Origin of the sequence: Pseudomonas sp. AM14(2022) (genome assembly GCF_036346455.1) — a bacterium.
Taxonomy (GTDB): Bacteria; Pseudomonadota; Gammaproteobacteria; order Pseudomonadales; family Pseudomonadaceae; genus Aquipseudomonas; species Aquipseudomonas putida_A.
Genome location: NZ_JAOTNY010000019.1, coordinates 29,618 through 52,109 on the forward strand (window position 1 = coordinate 29,618; position 22,492 = coordinate 52,109).

General features: G+C 64.1%; 2 protein-coding genes (1 of these 2 only partly in view). Both read right to left on the minus strand.

Features of this window, described 5'->3' with window-relative positions:
- A complete protein-coding gene (locus V3W27_RS25600; RefSeq protein WP_330207838.1) occupies positions 1-14,997 on the minus strand; it encodes a non-ribosomal peptide synthase/polyketide synthase in 14,997 nt (4,998 codons plus the stop codon).
- Positions 14,997-22,492 carry the 3' portion of a non-ribosomal peptide synthetase gene (locus V3W27_RS25605; protein ID WP_330207839.1) on the minus strand. Its footprint extends 4,825 nt past the window's final position, so 7,496 of the gene's 12,321 nt are visible here — the last part of the coding sequence; its start codon lies off the right edge, out of view; the stop codon is at positions 14,997-14,999. The genes V3W27_RS25600 and V3W27_RS25605 overlap by 1 nt, the downstream gene beginning before the upstream one ends.

Consider the following 22,492-nt stretch of genomic DNA (forward strand, 5'->3'; position numbering starts at 1 on the left):
TCAGGACATGACTACTGATTCAACGATCTGGCCGAGCATTTCTTCAGCCTCGGACAGGAAAGTTTCATCGCGCGGGATCTGGAAGTGCCCGCAATCCAGCCATTCACCGCCCATGCCCGGCTGGCCGAGTTGCGCCGCCAGCTCCAGTGCCTCGGCTTCGCGACCCAAGGTCCACCAGCACGTCGGGTTGACGGTCAGCGGCGCACAGCGCTCAAGCTTGAGCGACAACTGCTTGAGCCGGCGCGCCACGCTGAACACCTGCGCCAGTTCTTCGGCACCCAGCGCCACATAAGTCGACGCCCCGCGCTCGGCGCTCATGGCACGCTGGAACAGCGCGCGCAGGTTATGCGGCGTTTCTTCACCATCGATGGGCAGGCCCGGTGTGGCATCCGGCAGCGTCACCTGCAAGAAGTCGCGCAGGTCGGCTTGCCAGTCATCGACAGCCCCGGCGTCGACCGCCGCCGACGGCACGAAGCTGTCGACCAGCCCGACAAACTTGACCTGTTGCCCGGCCTGCTCCAGTTGCGCGGCGATCAACATCGCCAGCGTACCGCCCAGCGACCAGCCCAACAGGTGGTAAGGCCCCTGCGGCTGTTTCTGACGAATCTGCGCCAGGTAATCACTCGCCATCTCGTGCAACGATGTGTCGTTGAACGTCGGATCCAGCAGCATCCGCGACTGAATCGCCAACACCTGGCGTTGACCGCTCAGGCGCCGCGCCAGCGGCTCGTAGTCGAACACCGTGCCGAAACCGGCATGCAGGCAGAACAGCGGCGCCACGCCCTTGACCTCGGCGTTCATCGCCAGCAACCCGGAGGCTTTTTCCGCCGTGCCCTGAACACTCGCTACCAGTTCGCCGATGCTCGGTTTCTGCATCAGATCGCGCAGTTTCAGGCTCAGGCCCTGAGCCTTGAGCACACGGCTGCGGGCAACCACTTGCAGGCTGAGGATCGAGTCGCCACCCAGTTCGAAGAAGTTGTCGGTGAGCCCGACCCGTTCGATTTTCAGCACCTCCTGCCAGATCTTCGCCAGGGCTTTTTCCAGCTCGGTGCGCGGCTCGACGTAGGCCAGGCGCTGTTCAGCGTCCGGATTCGGCAGGGCCTTGCGGTCGAGCTTGCCGTTCGGCGTCAGCGGCATGCGCTCAAGCACCATCAGGTGTGCCGGCACCATGTAATCCGGCAGGCTGGCCTTGAGCTGCTCGCGCAGACGTTCGCCCAAACCGTCGGCAGGCGTCTCGGCAGCGGCCAGCACATAGCCGAGCAATTGTTTGCCGCTGGCACCTTCGCGGGCCACCACGGCGGCGTCACGCACGCCCGGCTGCTGCTTGAGGCGCGCTTCGATTTCACCCAGCTCGATGCGGAAACCACGGATTTTCACCTGATGGTCGATCCGCCCGAGGTAATCGACGGTGCCGTCGGCACGCTGGCGCACCAGGTCGCCAGTGCGGTACAGGCGACTGCCATCGGCACTGAACGGGTTGGCAACGAAACGTTCGGCGGTGCCACTGGCACGCCCCAGATAACCGCGCGCCAACGCCCCTCCGAGGTACAACTCACCGGCAATGCCGGCCGGCAGCGGGTTGAGGTCGCTGTCGAGCACATAACCGCTACGCTCGCCGACCACGCTGCCGATCGGCGCATAGGCCGCGCCGCATTGATCGTCGACCGCGGCCTTCCAGATCAGCGGCGTGACCACCGTCTCGGTCGGGCCATAGCCGTTGATGATGTACTGCGGTTGCAGTGCGCGTTTGGCCAGTTCGAAACTCGCCACCGGCACCGCGTCCCCGCCGAAGCAGTAGATCCGTACCGGCGGCGGATTGCCGTGCTGCTCAGCGTGTTCGGCCAGTTGCTGCAGGTACACCGGCGGGAACGCGGCCACGGTCACGCCGTGCTGATGCAGGGCGTCGTAGGTCTGTTCCGCAGTCCACAGGCTGTCGTCACGAATCAGCAAACGCGCGCCGTGCGTCAGGGTGGTCAGCCAGCGTTCATGCGCGCCGTCGAAGGCGAATGACATGAAGTGCAACTCGCAATCGGCCGCGCTCATTTCGTAACGCTGACCGATCGCCTGGCAGTGCATCGCCAGCGGCCCGTGCGCCACGCCGACACCTTTCGGCTGACCGGTGGAGCCGGAGGTGTAGATCACGTAGGCCAGGTTGCCCGGCTGCACCGCGACCTGCGGCGCCGAATCCGGCTGAGTGCGCAGGTCCAGTTGATCGAGTTCCAGCACATGCAGGTTGGCCTGGGTCGGCAGCACCTGACGCAGACTCGAATCGCTGAGCAGCAAGGCGATGCCCGAATCGTGCATCAGATAACTCAAGCGCTCGCGCGGATAGGTCGCGTCCAGCGGAACATAGGCGCCACCGGCCTTGAGCACCGCCAACAGCGCGACAATCATGTTTTCGCTGCGTGGCAGGGCCACACCGACCCGCACTTCCGGACCGACACCTTCGGCGATCAGCGCATGCGCCAGACGATTGGCCCGCGCTTCGATCTGGCCGTAGCTGAAGGCTTGCTCATTGAAGATCACTGCGGTTTGTTCGGCACGCTGCGCGGCCCACCCGGCAATGCGCTGGTGCACCAGCGTGGTCTGCGCTTGCGCGACAACGTCCGGCGCGGGCGCGACTTGCCCGGTCGGCAGACCGATGCGTCCCAGCGCCTGCCCGGCGTCCTGAACCAGTGCGGTGAGCAGGCCTTCCATGTTGCTGCGGATGCCTTCCACGGTCGCCAGATCAAAATGTTCGCGCAGGAACATGTACTCGATCACCAGCCCGTCTTCGAGGGTGACCATCAGGTCCATCGGGAAGTTGGTCAGGCCCGAGTTATTGATCTCGCCAAACTTCAGCGAATCATCGCGCCACTCGCGCAGCGCCTGATCGATCGGGTGGTTTTCGAACACGATGATGCTGTCGAACAGCGACTGCCCGGCACGCCCGCCCCAACGCTGGACGTCGGTCAGCGGCGTGTATTCGCGCTCGCGCATCTCCAGGTTGAAGTCCTGCAACTCGCGCAACCAGGCGCCCACGGCCTGCTCGGCCGGTACGTCCTTGATCACCGGCAAGGTGTTGATGAACAGGCCGAGGATCGATTCCGACGCCGGCAGACTCGCCGGACGCCCCGCCACCGTGGCGCCGAACGCCACGCAACGCTGGCCGCTGTACCGGCTGAGCAGCACCAGCCACGCGCCCTGCACCAAGGTGTTGAGGGTGACCTGCTGCGACTGGGCAAAGGCTTTCAACTGCTCGGTGCGGGCCTCGCCCAGACGGCTGTACAGCGCCTGGTGACCGCGACCGCTGCCGGTACGCGTCACCGCGTCCGCCAGATAGGTCGGTTCGTCGAGCAGGCTCAGGTGCTGACGCCAGAAACCTTCGCTGGCGTTCGCGTCCTGCTGTTGCAGCCAGTTGATGTAACCGCGATACGGCACCGCGTCGGCCAGTGGTCGTCGGGAATACTGGCTCAGCACTTCACCGATCAATTGCGAACTGCTCCAGCCGTCGATCAGAATGTGATGGTAGGTCCAGATCAGTTGATAGCTGTGCTCGCCGACTTGCACCAGCGTCAGCCGTTGCAGCGGTGGCTGGTCAAGGTCGAAGCCCTTGGCCCGCTCGGCATCCGCCAGGCCTTGCAAGGCCTCGGCGCAATGATCCTGCTCACGCCAGTCGAGCAGACTGAACGGCAACTGCGGATCGGCGAGCACAAATTGCAGCGGCTCGGCCATATCCTGCCAGAGGAAACCGGTGCGCAGAATGTCGTGGCGACGGCTGACGGTTTCCCACGCGGCTTGCAGACGCAGCGGCTCAAGGCCCTGCACCGGAACGCTCAACTGGTTGACGTAGAGATCCGCTTCCGGCGAATTCAGGCCAAGGAACAGCATGCCCTGCTGCATTGGCGACAAGCGATAGAGCCCGTCCAGTTGCCCGGCCGGCAGTGGCAGTTGCGCCACCTGCGCCTCGCTCAAGCCGTGCAGCGGCAGGTCGATCAGCGCCGGCTCCGGCGCCACACGCCCTTCGGCAGCCTGCACGCACAGGGCCAATTGTTGAATGGTCGGTTGCTGGAACAGGTCTTTCGGGCTCAGCTCCAGCCCTTGCTGACGGGCGCGACTGACCACCTGAATCGAGATGATCGAGTCGCCGCCCAAGGCAAAGAAACTGTCGTGGGTGCTGACCTGCTCAAGGCCCAGCACCTCTTTCCAGATCTCCACCAACGCCTGCTCGGTGGCGTTCACCGGTTCGACATGCAGCTGCGCGGCGCTGAGCTCCAGTGCTGGCAGGCGCTTGCGATCGATCTTGCCGTTGGGGGTCAGCGGCAGCTGCGCCAGCCACAGGCGGTGGCTCGGCACCATGTAATCCGGCAAGGTCGCGCCCAGCCAGTTGCCGAGGGTTTTCTGCAGTGCGGCCTGTTGCTCGGCGTTGGCGTCGATGATCGCCGGATCGCTCGGCACCAGATAGGCAATCAGTTGCTGACTGCTCGACACTTCGCTGGCCACGACCACCGCTTCACGCACGGCGGCATGCGCCAGCAGACGCGCTTCAATTTCGCCCAGCTCGATACGCAAGCCGCGAATTTTCACCTGATGGTCGATCCGGCCCATGTACTCCAGCTCGCCCGCTTCACGCTCACGAATCAGGTCGCCGGTGCGGTACATGCGCTCGCCGTTGCCGACGAAAGGATTCGGCACGAAGCGCTCAGCGGTCATCGCCGCACGCCCCAGATAACCGCGCGTGATGCCTGCGCCGGACACGTACAGCTCGGCCGAAACACCCTGCGGAACCGCGTGCAAATCGGCATCCAACAGATGGCTGGCACTGTGATCGAGCGCACGACCAATCCGCGCCTGACCACCGGCACTGCGGCGGGTCCAGGTCGAATAGGTGGTGTCTTCCGACGGGCCGTACAGGTCGTAGACGTGCTCGACCGTCGACTGCTGATACAGCGCCTCCACCAGCGCTTGTTTCAGCGGTTCACCCGCCAGGTTGATGATGCGCACGCTCGGCGGAATCTGCCCGGCACGCTGTAGCGCAGCAATCGCCGACGGCACAGTGTTGATCAGGCGCACCTGATCACGGGCCGGCAGTTGCGCCAGCTCCAAGGCATTACGCGCGATGATCAGCGAACCACCGTTGGCCAGCGTGACAAACAGCTCCCACACCGACAGGTCGAAGCACACCGAGGTCGAGGCCAGTACGCCTTGAATGTCGTCGCGGCTGTAGACCTTGGCCGACCAGTCGATCAGCGCCATGACGTTGCGATGGGCAATCGCCACGCCTTTCGGTTTGCCGGTGGAACCGGAGGTGTAAATCACGTAGGCGAGGTTGTCCGGTTGCACCGCAGTCTGTGGCGCAACAGTCGAATAACCGCTCAACGAAACCTGATCCATCAGCAGCACTTGCGTATCGCCCGGCACGCTCAGGGTCAAGGCAACCGCCTGTTCGGTCAGCAACACCCGCGCCCGGCTGTCCTCCAGCATGTAGGCAACGCGATCCGCCGGGTAATCCGGGTCCAGCGGCACATAGGCGCCACCGGCCTTGAGCACCGCGAGCAAGGCAATCAGCAACTGCTCGGAACGCGGCATGGCCACGCCCACGCGCACTTCCGGGCCGACACCCAGCTCGACCAGTTTGTGCGCCAGACGGTTGGCCTGGGCATCCAGTTCGGCGTAGGTCAGTTGCTTATGGGCGAAGGTTACCGCCAAGGCATCCGGGATCGCCGCTACCTGACGGGCGATGGCTTGATGGATGCACTGCTCAGTAACGAAATCGCTGTTCACTTGCGGGCTGTGCTCGATCAGGTTCAGCTCACTGAGCGAACGCTCCCCCGACTCGCTCATTTGCCCGAGCAAGCGCTGCAGATACCCGGCCAGTTGCACCACGCTGTGCGCGGCAAAGCTTTCGCACTGGTAGCTGAAGTGCATCGACAATTCGTCGCTCAAGTGCACCAGCAGCGTCAGCGGGTAGTTGGTCTGCTCATGATTGTGGATTTCACCGAAGCGCAGTTCTTGCGGTGCGCCCTGCGCCAGGGCCTCGGACACCGGGTAGTTCTCGAACACCAGAATGTTGTCGAACAGCGCCTCACCGTTGCGCTCGGCCCAACGCTGAATGTCGAACAGCGGCGTGTGCTCATGCTCACGCAAGGCCAGGTTCTGCGCCTGCACGCTCTGCAACCATTCGCCAACGCTCGATGGCGACTGCGGGCTGGCGATGACCGGCAAGGTGTTGATGAACAGGCCGATCTGCTGCTCGACCCCTTTGAGCTCGGCCGGGCGCCCCGCCACCGTCGCGCCGAACGCCACACACGGCTGGCCGGTCAGGCGCTGCAACAGCAGCAGCCATGCTGCCTGAATCAGCGTGTTGAGGGTGACTTTCTGCTGGCGCGCGAACTCGCCCAGACGCCGCGTTTGCTCAGCGTCGAGCACGCAGAAATGCTCGCCGTGGCCGTCGCGCGGTGCATCGCCGCGCTGCGCCTGCAACGCTTGCGCGAGCAAGGTCGGCGCTTGCAGGTCAGCCAGTTGCGCGGTCCAGTAACGCTCGCTGGCCTGCACGTCTTGGCGCTGCAGCCATTCGATGTAATCGCGATAACGTCCGGCCAGTGGCGGCTGGGCAACCCCGCTGTAGCGCTGCAGGACTTCACCAAGCAATTGCGAGTTGCTCCAGCCGTCCATCAGGATGTGGTGGTTGGTGTAGATCAAGTGGCAGCGCTGCTCGTCCAGCCGCACCACGACCATGCGCAACAGCGGCCCCTGGCTCAAGTCGAAACCTTGCGCCTGTTCGGCTGCGGCCAGCGCATTCAGATCGCTGTGGCAATCGTCGCGATCACGCCAGTCGAGGACGCGGAACGGCATGTCCAGTTGCTTGTGCACCACCTGCACTGGACGCGCCAGTTCACCCTGCCAGACAAAGCTGCTGCGCAGGATGTCGTGGTTGTCCACCGCCGCTTGCCAGGCCTGCTGAAAGCGTTGCGGATCGAGGCCTTCGACATCGAGCCGGACCTGGTTGATGTAATCGCCGGTGGCCTGCTCGTAGAGGCTGTGGAACAACATGCCCTGCTGCATCGCCGACAGCGGATACACATCGGCGACCTGGCGTGGCGCCAGCGGGAACTGATCGAGCTGCGCCTGCGTCAGGCCAGCCAACGGGAAGTCCGACGGGGTCAGACCTTCGACGCCCGGGGTCAGGCAATGGCCGATCAACGCTGCGAGTTCTGCGGCGTAATCTTCCGCAAGGGCTTCGATCACCGCGCCGTCGAAACGCTCGCTGCTGAACGTCCAGCCCACCCGCAGCTCGCCGCCATACACTTGACCGTTGAGGGTCAACCAGTTGCCCAGCGGCGCCTCCGGGCTCTGATCGAGGCCGGCGTTGTCCGGCGACGGCACGAACAGCGCAGCGTCATCGCCGGCGAAACTGCCGTCGAACTGCCCGAGGTAGTTGAAGGTGATGCGCGGGCTCGGCAAGGCCTGCAGGCTCTGTTGCGCGCGGGCATCACCGAGGTAACGCAAGGCGCCGAAACCGATGCCCTTGTTGGGGATCGAGCGCAGTTGTTCCTTGATCTGCTTGATCGACTCGCCAAGCGTCTCTGCCGGCGTCAGGCGCACCGGGAACAGGCTGGTGAACCAGCCCACCGTGCGGGTCAGATCGACACCGTCGAACAGTTCTTCGCGGCCATGGCCTTCGAGCTGGATCAGCGTCGACGCCTGCCCGCTCCAACGGCCGATGACCCGCGCCAGCGCCGTCAGCAACAGATCGTTGACCTGGGTGCGGTACGCCGCCGGGGCCTCTTGCAGCAGTTGGCGGGTCAGCTCGGCGCCGAGCCGGGTCTGCACGGTCTGGGCCAGACGATTGTCCTGGCTGGCGTCAACGCGTTTGCACGGCAGATCGGTACTTACATCGCTCAGGCAGGCCTGCCAATAATCCAGTTCGGCCTGCAACGCCGGGCTGTTGGCGTAACGCTGCAAATGCTCGCCCCAGTCCTTGAAGGCGCTGGTCCGGGACGGCAGGCTCAACGGCTGATCATTCAGCAATTGCTGATAAGCGTTTTGCAGGTCTTCCAGCAGAATCCGCCACGACACGCCGTCCACCGCCAGGTGATGAATCACCAACTGCAAACGCTGCGTGCCATCGGCCAGATTCGCCAGTACCGCACGCAGCAACGGCCCGTGTTGCAGATCGAGACTGCGCTGGGCGCGATTACCCAAGGCCTCAAGGGCAGCGGCATCGGCCACGTCCTCCTGCCAGAGCAGGTGCTGCGGCAGCGCTTCGACCGCGCGGTGCTCGGCCTGCCACACGCCATCGCGCTGGGTGAAGCTCAGGCGTAAGGCATCGTGATGAGCCACCAGTGCGCGCAACACTTGCTCGAGTTTTTCAGCGTCCAGCGCCTGCCGCGGCTGCAGCAGCACCGACTGGTTCCAGTGATGACGCTGCGGAATCTCGTCGGCGAAGAACTGCTGCTGGATCGGCAGCAGCAACGCTGCACCGCTCGCGGCTTGCTGATCAATCGTCGACTCGTCGCCGCCCCACTGCGCGACCAGCGCCAGACGCTGCACGGTCTGGTGCTGGAACAGGTCTTTGGGATTGAGGCGAATGCCGGCCTGACGGGCGCGGCTGACCACCTGAATCGAGATGATCGAGTCGCCGCCCAATTCGAAGAAGTTGTCGTTGATGCCGACTTGCGGCAGCTTCAGTACGTCTTGCCAGATCGCGGCCAGACCCTGTTCCATCGCGCTTTGCGGCGCCTGATAGGTCTGCTGCGCCTGGCTGGCGTCCGGTGACGGCAAGGCGTTGCGATTGAGTTTGCCGTTGGCGGTCAACGGCAATTGCGCCAGCAGCAACAGGTGCGCCGGGACCATGTGATCCGGCAGATTGGCCTTGAGTTCGGCGCGCACGCTGTCGCGCCACAGCGCCTGTTCGGCCGGGCTCGCGTCGAGTAGCGCGGCGTCGCCTGGCACCAGATACGCCACCAGTTGCTGACCACTGAGGCCCGGCTGCGCCAGCACCACGGCCTGACGCACCGCAGCCTGGTCCAGCAGTTGCGCTTCGATCTCGCCAAGTTCGATACGGAAACCGCGAATCTTCACCTGATGGTCGATCCGGCCGATGTATTCGATCACACCGTCGGCGCGATAGCGCGCCAGGTCACCGGTACGGTACAGACGCCCGCCATCGGCGGCGAACGGGTCGGGAATGAAGCGCAGGCTGGTCAGATCCGCACGGTTCAGGTAACCGCGAGCCAGGCCGGCACGACCGACGTACAGCTCACCGATGCAACCTTTGGCGACCGGATTCAGATCACCGTCGAGCAAGTACCAGGACAGATCGGGAATCGGTTCGCCGATCGGACTGCTGGCATCACGCTGCAAGTCGGCCAGCGAAATCGGCCGATAGGTCACGTGCACGGTGGTTTCGGTGATGCCGTACATGTTGATCAGTTGCGGTGCCTGATCGCCGAAACGCTCGAACCACGGACGCAGGCTCTTGACCTCCAGCGCCTCGCCGCCGAACACCACGTAACGCAGCGCCAGTGCTTGCGCCGCGTGCTGCGGGGCGCAGGCCACTTGCATCAATTGCTTGAACGCCGACGGCGTCTGGTTGAGCACGGTGACGCCTTCGCGGCAAAGCAAGGCGAAGAAATCTTCCGGCGAGCGGCTGACCTCGTAAGGCACCACCAGCAGTTTGCCGCCGTACAGCAGCGCCCCGAAAATCTCCCACACCGAGAAGTCGAAGGCGTAGGAATGGAACAGGCTCCAGACATCCGTGGCGCCAAAATCGAACCACGCATCGGTGGCCTCGAACAGGCGCAGCACGTTGCGATGGGCCAGCAATGTGCCCTTCGGCTGACCGGTGGAACCGGAGGTGTAGATCACGTAAGCCAGGTTGTCCGGGCTCATGCGTACCTGCGGATTGCTGTCGCCGTAGCCTTCCAGACCATCACGCTCCTGATCGAGCATCAGGCTGCGCAGCGAATCGGGTACTGGCAGACGCCCCAGCAGATGACTCTGGGTCAGCAGCAAGGCGATGCCGCTGTCGCCGATCATGTAGCTCAGGCGTTCCTCCGGATACGTCGGGTCCAGCGGCACATAGGCACCGCCGGCCTTGAGAATCGCCAGCAGGCCGACCAGCATGTCGAGGCTGCGCTCCGCCGCCAGACCGACGCGCACGTCCGGGCCGACACCGCTGGCAATCAGCTTGTGGGCCAACTGGTTGGCGCGACTGTTCAGTTCGCCGTAGCTCAGGGACTGCCCGGCACAGCTCACGGCAATCGCTTGCGGGGCGCGGGCGGCTTGTTGTTCGATCCGTTGATGCAGGCACTGCTCGCTCGGGAAATCGCGGATGGCCGGGTTCCACTGCTGCAAGGTCGCCGCGCGTTCGGCGGCGTCATGCAGCGGCAGTTCGGCGATGCGCTGAGCGCTGTCGGCAACGATGCCTTGCAGCAGATGGGTCCAGTGTTGCGCCAGGCGTTCGATGGTCTCGACGTCGAACAGGTCGGTGGCGTACGTCAGCTCGGCCCAGACGTTGTCGCTCGATTCAAAGGTGTTCAGGGTCAAGTCGAACTGCGCAGTACTGGACGCCCAAGGCAAGCCTTCAATCGCCAGTTTCGGCAAACGCGTGGCGCCCTGCGCCTGGCGCACCTGGCTCTGGTGGTTGTGCATCACCTGGAACAATGGGCTGTGGCTGAGGCTGCGCTCCGGTTGCAGCGCGTCGACCAGTTGCTCGAACGGCAGATCCTGATGCGCCTGCGCACCGAGCACGGTATTTTTCACTTGCTGCAGCAGGCTGCGGAACGTCTGCTGACTGTCGAACTCGGCCTTGAGTACCTGGGTGTTGACGAAGAAACCGATCAGGCCTTCGGTCTCGACCCGGTTGCGGTTGGCCACCGGCACTCCGACGCGGATATCGGCCTGACCGCTGTAGCGATGCAGCAAGGTCTGGAACGACGCCAGCAACAGCGCAAACAGCGTGACGTTCTCGCGCTGCGCCAGTTGCTTGAGCGCGGTGGCCAGTTCGAGGCTCAGCGGGATATCGCGACGGGCGCCACGATAGCTCTGCTCGGCTGGACGCGGACGGTCGGTCGGCAACTCCAGCAGCGGTTGATCACCATCGCCGAGTTGTGCGGTCCAGTAGCTCAATTGACGCTCGCGTTCACCGGCGTCCATCCACTGTTTCTGCCACACGGCGTAGTCGGCGTATTGCACCGGCAGCGCCGGCAATTGCACGTTCTGGCCCTGGCTGTAGGCGGCATACAACGCCACCAGCTCATCGACCATGACATTCATCGACCAGCCATCGGCGACGATGTGATGCAGGGTGATGACCAGTGCGTGGTCATCGGCGGCCAGACGCAGCAGTTTGACCCGCAGCAACGGGCCTTGCTGCAGATTGAACAGGTGCAGGGTTTCGGCGGCGACCAGCGCTTGCAGCGCCGCCTCGTCGAGCTCCGCTGCCACGTCCTGCACCTGCAGATCGAGCGTGCCGTGAGCCTGGATCACTTGCAGGGTCTGGCCCTGCTGTTCGACGAAGCAGGTGCGCAGGGATTCATGGCGCTCGATCAGCGCGTCGAAGCTGCGCTGCAACGCCGGCAGATCCAGTTCACCGCGCAGACGCAGCGCCGCCGGCACGTGATAAGCGGTGCTGGTCGGTTCCAGTTGCCAGAGGAACCATTGACGCTCCTGGGCATAGGACAGCGCCAGCGGTTGCTGGCGTGGCAAGGCAACAATCGGCGGCTCCCGATGCGCCTGATCGACACCCAGCGCGGCGACGAAGTCTTCCAGCGTGCTGTGTTCGAACAACGTGCGCAGCGGCACTTGAACGTTCAGCGCCTGACGGACGCGCGAGACCACCTGCGTGACCAGCAACGAGTGGCCGCCCAGTTCAAAGAAATTGTCACTCAGGCCTACGCGATCGAGCTTGAGCACCGCCTGCCAGATCTCGGCGACGCTGTGCTGAGTGGCGGTTTGCGGGGCGATGTAAGTCGATTGCAGTTGGCTGGCATCGGGCGCCGGCAAGGCTTTGCGGTCGACTTTGCCGTTCGGCGTCAGCGGCAGTTGCGCGAGGAACAGCAGGTGCGCCGGCACCATGTATTCCGGCAGCTCGGCCTTGAGACTGGCTTTCAATGCGGCGCGCAGTTCGCCTTCATCAAAAGCGCTGGCGGCTGGCACCACATAGCCGACCAGTTGCGGGCCGGTCGGGCCATCCTGAGCGACTACCACGGTTTCGCGCACGCTATCGAGGGCGAGCAAACGCGCTTCGATCTCGCCGAGTTCAATCCGGAAACCACGGATTTTCACCTGGTGGTCGATCCGCCCGATGTACTCGATCACGCCCTCGGCGCGGTAACGGGTCAGGTCGCCGGTGCGGTACAGACGCCCGCCGATTTTCGAAAAGGGATCGGGGACAAAACGTTCGGCGGTCAGGCTCGGGCGCTGGAAGTAACCACGAGCGAGGCCGTCGCCGCCGATCAGCAATTCCCCCGGGGCGCCGAGCGGATTGAGCTCAAGGTCGCTGCCGAGGATGTACAACGCGGTGTTGTCGATCGGTGTGCCGAGGAATGGACGGCTGCTGTCCGCACTCAAGGCGTGCTGCGCCGACCAGATAGTGGTTTCGGTCGGGCCGTAGAGGTTCCACACGCTCGGCGTCAGTGCGAGCATGCGTTGCGCCAGCTCCTGCGACAGCGCTTCACCGCCACAGAGGAACGTGCGGCCCGCCAGGATTGGCGCCTGTTCATTGTCCAGCAGCATGCGCCAGGTCGAGGGCGTGGCTTGCAGCGCCGTCACGCCATGACGCTCGATCAGTTCGAGCACCGCTTGCGGGTCTTGATGCACGTCCTTGCCGGTCAGCACCACACAGGCGCCGGCCAGCAATGGGCCGTAGATTTCCAGGCCGAAAATATCGAACGAAAAGGTGGTCAGCGACAGCATGCGATCGGCGGCACAGATGCCCGGCTGCTTGATCATGCTCGCGACAAAGTTGCTCAGCGCCGCGTGGCGCACCATCACGCCTTTCGGTTTGCCGGTGGAACCGGAGGTGTAGATCGTGTAGGCCAGATGCTCGCCATTGACTGCCACGTCCGGCGCGGTCTGTGGATAAGCCGCCAGCCACTCGCGTGGCTGATCCAGCAACAGCGCTTGCACGCCCGGCGGGATCGGCAGCTGCGTCTGCAAATGGCTTTGAATCAGCAGCAATTGCAGGCCGCTGTCCTCGATCATGTAGGCCAGACGATCCTCCGGATACGCCGGATCCAGCGGCACATAAGCACCGCCAGCCTTGAGGATCGCCAGCAGGCCGACGAGCATTTCCACGCTGCGCTCGACGGCGATGCCGACCAGTTGATCCGGGCCGACGCCGGCCTCGATCAGCTTGTGCGCCAGTTGACTCGAGCGGGCATCCAGCTCGCCGTAGCTCAGCATGTCTTCGCCGATGATCAGTGCAGTGGCCTGCGGCGTTTGCTGCGCACGCCGGGAGAAATCCTGCTGCACGCATTCGGCTTGCGCGCTGCGGTCGGCGCTGCGCAACCAGTCCTGCAACAACACGCCGTGCTCGGCGCTTTCCAGCAACGGCAATTCGCCGACGCGCTGGCTCGGTGCGGCGACGATACCGCGCAGCAGGTTCTGCCAATGACGTGCCAGACGCTCGACGGTTTCAGCTTTGAACAGATCGGTGGCGTAGGTCAGCTCGGCGGCAAAGCCGTCGCTGGACTCGTAGGTATTCAGCGTCAGGTCGAACTGCGCGGTGCGCCCTTCCCACTGCACATCCTCGACACTCAGCTGCGGCAACTGCGCCGCGCTGCGGCCCTGATCACGGCTGGTCTGGTGGTTGAACATCACCTGGAACACCGGGCTGTGGCTCAGGCTGCGCTCCGGTTGCAGGGCTTCGATCAGTTGCTCGAACGGCAGGTCCTGATGCGCCTGCGCATCCATCGCCGCCTGCTTGACCTGAGCCAGCAACTGGTTGAACGGCAACTGCCCGCTGACCTCGGCATTCAGCACCTGCGTGTTGACGAAGAAGCCGATCAGGCCTTCGGTCTCGACCCGGTTGCGGTTGGCGGTCGGCACCCCGACGCGAATCTGCGCCTGACCGCTGTAGCGATGCAACAACGCCTGGAACGACGCCAGCAGCAGCATGAACAGGCTCGCACCTTCGCGCTGCGCCAGCTGTTTGAGGGCGTCACCGAGGTCAGCCGGCAGGTTCAGTTCCAGCCGCGCACCGCGCAGGCTTTGCACGGCCGGACGCGGGAAATCGATCGGCAGCTCCAGCACCGACTGCTCGCCGCCCAGGGTCTTGACCCAGTAGGCCAACTGGCGCTCGCGCTCGCCCGCTTCCAGCCAGTGGCGCTGCCAGATCGCGTAGTCGGCGTATTGCACTTCCAGTTCCGGCAGGCTCAGCGGCTGCCCGGCGGTGTCGGCGGCGTAATGCTGAATCAACTCGTTGACCAGGACTTTGATCGACCAGCCATCGGAGATGATGTGGTGCTGGATCAGCACCAGCACATGGTCGTCTTCCGCCACTTCGAGCAGCGCCACCCGCAGCAGCGGGCCCTGCTGCAAATTGAACGGGCGTGCGGTTTCGCTCTCGACAAAGGCCTTGATCGCGGCGTCTTCACCGCCAGCATCGAGGCCCTCCGGCAGCAGCGTCAGAGTGATGCTCAGCGGCAGTTGTGGATGAATCACCTGGCAAAAGCTTTCACCCTGTTCGGCGAAAGTGGTGCGCAAGCTTTCGTGGCGCGCCGCCACCGCGTTGAAGCTGCGCTCCAGCGCCGCCACATCCAGCCGACCCTTGAGGCGCAAGGCGCTGGGGATGTGATACGCGGTGCTGTGCGGGTCCATTTGCCAGAGGAACAGTTGACGTTCCTGAGCGTACGACAGAGGAATCGCCGCAAACCCGGAACGTGTTTCCGGGATCGGCAGGTTGGCCGGAGAGACGCCCTCTTCGAGCATCTTTTCCAGGTACAGCTTACGTTTGTCCAGCGGCAGAGTGATAAAGCGCTTGGCTACCCTCAAAGCAACACTCTTGTCCATCAGACTTCCTCCATATCGTCAAGCAGGGCTTCCAGCTTGCTCAGTTTCTGTTCGTTGATTGCCCCGCCTCCTGTATCGAGTCGAGCGACAAAATCGCTCAGGACGGGGTGCTGGAATAACAGTTGCGGGGTCAGCGTCAGGCCCAGTTCAAGGGCCATGCGCGACACCACGTTGACCGCCAGCAGCGAGTGCCCGCCGAGTTCGAAGAAGTGATCGTTCAGACCGATGCGTTGCACTTCGAGCACTTGCTGCCAGATCGCCGCGACCTGCTGCTCAAGCTCACTGTGCGGCGCGACATACGCGGCCTGCATCTGGCTGGCATCGACCGCCGGCAGGGCCTTGCGGTCGAGTTTGCCGTTGGGGGTCAGTGGCAACTGCTCAAGGAACAGCAGGTGCGCGGGAATCATGTAGTCAGGTAACGAAGACTTGAGGCCAGTCTTTAGTCCCTCGCGCAGTTGCCGCTGCGCGTCCCCGTCGTGCATCTCCAGTTGCGGAGCGACCACATACGCCACCAGTTGCGCGCCGGTGTCGCTTTCGACGGCCAGCACCGCCGCTTCGCTGACTGCCGGTTGCGCGAGCAATCGCGCCTCGATCTCCCCCAGTTCGATGCGGAATCCACGAATTTTCACCTGATGGTCGATGCGGCCCATGTACTCCAGCTCGCCCTCCTCGCGCTGACGAATCAGGTCGCCGGTGCGGTACATGCGCTGGCCGTTGCCGACGAAAGGATTCGGCACGAAGCGCTCGGCGGTCATCGCCGCACGCCCCAGATAACCGCGCGTGATGCCGGCGCCGGACAGGTACAGCTCGGCTGAAATGCCTTGCGGCACCGCGTGCAGATCGGCATCCAGCAGATGACTGGCGCTGTGCTCGAGCGCACGCCCGATCCGCGCCTGACCACCGGCACTGCGGCGGGTCCAGGTCGAATAGGTGGTGTCTTCCGACGGGCCGTACAGGTCGTAAACGTGCTCGACCGTCGACTGCTGATACAGCGCCTCCACCAGCGCTTGTTTCAGCGGCTCGCCAGCGAGGTTGATGATGCGCACGCTCGGCGGAATCTGCCCGGCACGCTGTAGCGCAGCAATCGCCGACGGCACAGTGTTGATCAGACGCACCTGATCACGGGCCGGCAGTTGCGCCAGCTCCAAGGCATTACGGGCGATGATCAGCGAGCCGCCGTTGGCGAGAGTGACAAACAGCTCCCAGACCGACAGGTCGAAGCACACCGACGTCGAGGCCAGCACGCCTTGTATGTCATCACGGCTGTAGACCTTGGCCGACCAGTCGATCAGCGCCATGACGTTGCGATGGGCAATTACTACGCCTTTCGGCTTGCCGGTGGAACCAGAGGTGTAAATCACGTAGGCGAGGTTGTCCGGTTGCACCGTAGTTTTTGGCGCAACAGCCGAATAGCTGCCCAGCAACAGCTGATCCAACAGCAGCACTTGCGTATCGCCCGGCACGCTCAGGGTCGCGGCAACCGCCTGTTCGGTGAGCAACACCCGCGCCCGGCTGTCTTCGAGCATGTAAGCCACGCGATCCGCCGGATAGTCCGGGTCGAGCGGCACGTAAGCGCCACCCGCCTTGAGCACCGCGAGCAAGGCAATCAGCAACTGCTCGGAACGCGGCATCGCCACGCCCACGCGCACTTCCGGGCCGACGCCCAGTTCTACCAATTTATGCGCCAGACGGTTGGCGTGGGCATCCAGTTCGGCGTAGCTCAGTTGCTTATGGGCGAAGGTCACCGCCAAGGCATCCGGGGTCGCCGCCACCTGATTGGCGATGGCTTGATGGATGCACTGCTCGGTGACGAAATCGCTGTTCACCGGCGGGCGGTGTTCGATCAGGTCCAGCTCGCTGAGCGTGCGCTCACCGGCATCCGCCATCTGGCTCAGCAGACGCTGCAGATGCGCGCCCAACTGCGCCACGCTGGCCGCCGCGAAGCTGTCGCGCTGATAACTGAAATGCACCGACAGTTGCGCGCCCATGTTCACCAGCAGGGTCAGCGGATAGTTGGTCTGCTCCTGATTGGCCACCGCGCCGAAGCGCAGACCTTGCGGCGCACCGCGTTCCAGTGCTTCGCCGATCGGGTAGTTCTCGAACACCATCAGGCTGTCGAACAGCGCGTCACCGCCCTGCCCGGCCCAGCGCTGAATGTCCGCCAGCGGCGTGTGTTCGAACTCGCGCGAGGCGAGGTTCTGCGCCTGCACCGCTTGCAGCCAGGCGATCACGCTCTGCTGCGCGGACGGCGCAGCGATCACCGGCAGCGTGTTGATGAACAGGCCGATCTGCGCTTCGGCCCCCGGCAGATCCGCCGGACGCCCGGCGACGGTGGCGCCGAACGCCACGCAATCCTTGCCGGTGTAGCGCTGCAACAGCAGCAGCCACGCCGCTTGCACCACGGTGTTGACGGTGACTTTCGCGGCCCGGGCAAACTCACCCAGGCGCTGGCTCAGCTCAGCGTCCAGCACCTGGTAATGATCGCCGTAACCCACGCTCGGCAAACCGGCCTGCGGCCGTGCGATGGCATTGGCCAGGCGCGTCGGTTCCTGCAGATTGCCCAGCGTCGCCCGCCAGTAGGCTTGCGCCGCCGCGCCATCCTGACGTTGCAGCCAGGCGATGTAATCGCGATAACGACCCGCGCCACGGGCGATCGCTTCGCCGCTGTAGTGCTGCAACACTTCGCCGAGCAACTGCGCGCTGCTCCAGCCGTCCATCAGGATGTGATGGTTGGTGTAGATCAGGTGATAACGCTCGGCTGCAGTGCGCACCAGCACCAGGCGCATCAGCGGTGCACAGCTCAGGTCCAGACCCAGGGCGCGCTCCTCATCGGCGAGGGCTTGCAGCGCTGCCTCCAGATCAGTCCTGCCGTGCCAGTCGAGCACGCTGAACGGCACCTCGACCTGACGTTGCACCACTTGCACCGGTTGCGGCAGATCGCCTTGCCAGAAGAAGCCGCTGCGCAGGATGTCATGCGCATCCACCGCTGCCTGCCACGCCGCGCGGAAGCGTTGCGGATCGACGCCGTCGACGTCCAGGCGCATCTGGTTGATGTAGTCGCCATTGCCGTGTTCGAGCAAGGTGTGGAACAGCATGCCCTGCTGCATCGGCGACAGCGGATAGATGTCGTCGATGCCTTGCGGCTCCAGCACCAGTGCGTCGAGTTGCGCTTGCGACAGTTGCGCCAGCGGGAAGTCCGACGGCGTCACGCCACGGTTGGCACTGTCGCAGCAGTGGCCGATCAGCGTGGTCAGTTCCTGCACATAGTCGTCGGCCAGACGCTGGATGGTGGCGGTGTCGAACATCGCGCCGCTGTAGGTCCAGCTCAGGTCCAGCTCACCGCCGAATACCTTGCTGTTGAGCGCCAGCGGATTGCCCAGCGGCCCTTGCAGATTGACCTCTGCGCCGCCGGACTCGCTGGTCGGCACGAACAGGGCATCGCTGGCAGCGTCGAAGCTGCCGTCGAACTGGCCGAGGTAGTTGAAGGTCAGGCGCGGCGCCGGCAAGGCTTGCAGGGTGGCACGCGCCGATTCATCACCGAGGTACGCGAGTGCGCCGAAGCCGATGCCCTTGTGGGGAATCGCCCGCAGCTGTTCCTTGATCTGCTTGAACGAGGCGCCGAGTTCGGCGGCCGGAGCCAGGCGTGCCGGGAATACGCTGGTGAACCAGCCCACTGTGCGAGTCAGATCGATGTGTTCGAACAGGTCTTCGCGACCATGCCCCTCAAGCAACACCAACGCATTGTCGTCACCGGTCCAGCGCACCAGCACCCGCGCCAGCGCGGTCAGCAACAGGTCGTTGACCTGGGTGCGATAGGCCGCCGGAGCTTCCTGCAACAGCTGACGGGTCAGGGTCTGATCCAGTTTGCTGCGCAGGGTCAGTGCCTGATCGTGTTGCTGACCACCCTGCGGCCGGTCGTAAGGCAAAGCCGCCGAAGCGCCCTGCAACTGCTGCTGCCAGAAGCCCAGTTCGGCCTGCAACGCAGGCGTTGTGGCGTAGTCCTGCAACGCTGCCGCCCAAGCTTTGACTGCGCTGGTTTTCGCCGGCAATTGCACAGGCTTACCTGCGAGGAGCTGGCGATAAGCTTTTTGCAGATCTTCAAAGAGAATCCGCCACGACACGCCATCGACCACCAGGTGATGGACGATCAGCAGCAGGCGCTGACTGCCATCAGCCAGGTTCGCCAGCACCGCGCGGATCAGCGAACCGCCGCTCAGTTGCAGACTGCGCTGGGCCTTGTCGCCCAGTGCCTCAAGGGCGGCGAGATCAGCGACCTCGACTTGCCAGAGAATGGTTTCACCCGCTTGCGTGGCGACGTCGCGGTAGTGCGCCGACCAACCCGCAGCCTGCTCGACAAAGTCCAGACGCAAGCTGTCGTGCTGCACCACCAACGCATCCAGCGCTTGCTCCAGTACCTGAGCGTCCAGTGCCTGCGTCGGCTTGAGCATCACCGACTGGTTCCAGTGGTGACGGTCGGGAATCGCTTCGGCGAAGAATGTCTGATGAATCGGCAGCAGCGCGGTTTCGCCGGTTTGCGCATGCTGATCGATGGGCTGCACCGCCTCGCCAGTCTGCGCGACTGTAGCGAGGGCCTGAATGGTCTGGTGCTGGAACAGGTCTTTGGGGCTGAAGCGAATCCCGGCCTGCCGTGCCCGGCTGACCACTTGAATCGAGATGATCGAATCGCCGCCCAGTTCGAAGAAGTTGTCGCTGACACCGACTTGCTCAAGTTTGAGTACGTCCTGCCAGATGGCCGCCAGTCGCTGCTCCAGCGCGCTCTGGGGGGCGACATAGGTTTGCTGCAGTTGGCTGACGTCCGGTTTTGGCAGGTTCTTGCGATCGAGCTTGCCATTCGGCGTCAGCGGCATGCGCTCAAGACACAGGACATACGCCGGCACCATGTGCGCCGGCAGGCTGGCCTTGAGCTGCGCGCGCAGGTCGTCGGTGAACTCGGCACTCGCTGAATCGCCGACCACGTAAGCCACCAGACGCTTGCCACTGCCGGCGCTGCCTTCCTGCGCCACGACCACCGCTTCACGCACGCCGTCGAGGGCTTGCAGCGCCGCTTCGACTTCGCCCAGTTCGATACGGAAACCGCGAATCTTCACCTGATTGTCGATGCGATCCAGATAGTCGAACGTGCCGTCGACACGCTGGCGCACCAGGTCGCCGGTGCGATAGAGCAAGCCGCCATTTGCGCTGAACGGGTCGGCGACAAAACGCTCGGCGGTCAGCCCCGGACGGTTCAGATAACCCCGCGCCAAACCGGTGCCACCGAGGTACAACTCCCCGGCCATACCTTGTGGCAACAGGTTCAGATCGGCGTCGAGCACATAGGCGCTGCGGTCGCCGATCCGGCTGCCGATCGGCGCGTAAGCGGCACCGCATGGCTCTTCACGGCCAGCCTTCCAGATCAATGGCGTGACCACGGTTTCCGTCGGGCCGTAGCCGTTGATGATGTAGTCCGGATCGAGCGCGCGTTTGACCCGTTCGAAACTGGCGTTTGGCACCGCATCGCCGCCGAAGCAATAGATCCGCACTTTCGGCGGGTTGCCGACACGCTCGGCGTGTTCGGCCAGTTGTTGCAGGTACACCGGCGGGAACGCGACCACGCTCACGCCGTGTTCAATCATCGCGTTGTAGGTCTGCTCCGGCGTCCACAATGTGTCGTCACGAATCAGCAGCGAAGCCCCGTGGGTCAGGCTGGTCAGCCAGCGTTCGTGGGCGCCGTCGAAGGCGAACGACATGAAGTGGAATTCGCAGTCGCTGTCGCGCATTTCGTAGCGCTGACCGATGGCCTGGCAATGCATCGCCAGTGGGCCGTGGGCCACGCTGACGCCTTTCGGATTGCCGGTGGAACCGGAGGTGTAGATCACGTACGCGAGGTTGTGCGGATCGACTGTCACCTGTGGCGCCGTGCTCGGCAACTGGCGCAGGTCGAGACGATCCAGTTCCAGCAACGGTACCGACTCGCCGACCGGCAATTGCGCCGACACCGATGAATCGCTGATCAGCAGCGCCAGTCCTGAATCCTCGATCAGATAGGCCAGGCGTTCACGCGGATAACTGGTGTCCAGCGGCACATAGGCACCGCCGGCCTTGAGCACCGCCAGCAGCGCGACGATCACCGCCTCGCTGCGCGGCAGGGCCACGCCGACCCGGGTCTCGGCGCCGACACCACGGGCGATCAGCGCGTGGGCCAGTTGATTGGCACGCTGCTCGATCTCGCCATAACTGAAATGCTGACCGTTGAAAATCACTGCAGTGCGCTGCGGGCGCTCGGCCGCCAGCGCAGCAATGCGCTGATGCACAGCGATGTCCAGCGGGTACGGCTGCGGCTGGTTTTCGGCTTGCTGGCGGGCATGCTCTTGCGCGCTGGCCAGAGCGATTTCGCCAAGGTTGCGCTCGGCCGACACGGCAAACTGCTCAAGCAATTGCAGCAGATGGGCACTGATGCCTTCGATCACCTCACTGGCAAACTGGCTGCGGTCGAAGCTGTAGTGCAGCGCCAGTTGCTGACCGAGGGTGACCGCCACGCTCAGGGCGTAGTGGGTCTGCTCCAGGTTGCCGACATCACCGAACTGCAGGCCTTGCCCGGCCTGGCTCAGCGCCTGGGCGACCGGGTAGTTTTCGAACACCAGAATGTTGTCGAACAGCGCTTCCCCACCCTGCCCGGCCCAGCGCTGGATGTCCGCCAGCGGCGTGTGTTCGAAGTCGCGCAGGCTGAGGTTTTGCGCCTGCACCGCTTGCAGCCATTGGCCAACGCTTTGGTCCGGACGCGGCGCGCCGATCACCGGCAGGGTGTTGATGAACAGGCCGACTTGCTGCTCGATGCCCGGCAAATCCGCCGGGCGCCCGGCCACGGTCGCACCGAACGCCACCGCTTCGTGACCGGTGTAGCGTTGCAGCAACAGCAGCCACGCAGCTTGCACGAGGGTGTTGACGGTGACTTTCTGCTGGCGGGCAAACGCTTCCAGCGCCTGGGTGCGCGTCACGTCCAGCGTCAGATAATGGTCGCCGTGGCCGCCGGCGCGCTCGCCGCCGGTCGCGGCGCGGGCCAGTCGGGTCGGCTCTTGCAGCGTGGCCAACTGAGCGCTCCAGAAGTCCTGACTCAGTTGCGCGTCCTGACGCTGCAGCCAGGCGATGTAATCGCGATACCGCCCGCCGCCATGGGCCGGGGTGCGACCGCTGTAGCGCTGCAACACTTCGCCGAGCAACTGCGAGTTGCTCCAGCCGTCCATCAGAATGTGGTGATGGGTGTAGATCAGGTGCCATTGCTCGGCAGCGGTCTGCACCAGCACCAGACGCAGCAACGGTGCATGGCTCAGATCGAATCCTTGCTGACGTTCGGCATCGGCCAGCGCCGCAAGGGCTGCCGGCTGATCGTCGCGCTCGCGCCAGTCGAGAATGCTGAATGGCAACTGCACCTCTTTTTGCACGATCTGCAGCGGTTGCGCCAGTTCGCCCTGCCAGACGAAACCGCTGCGCAGAATGT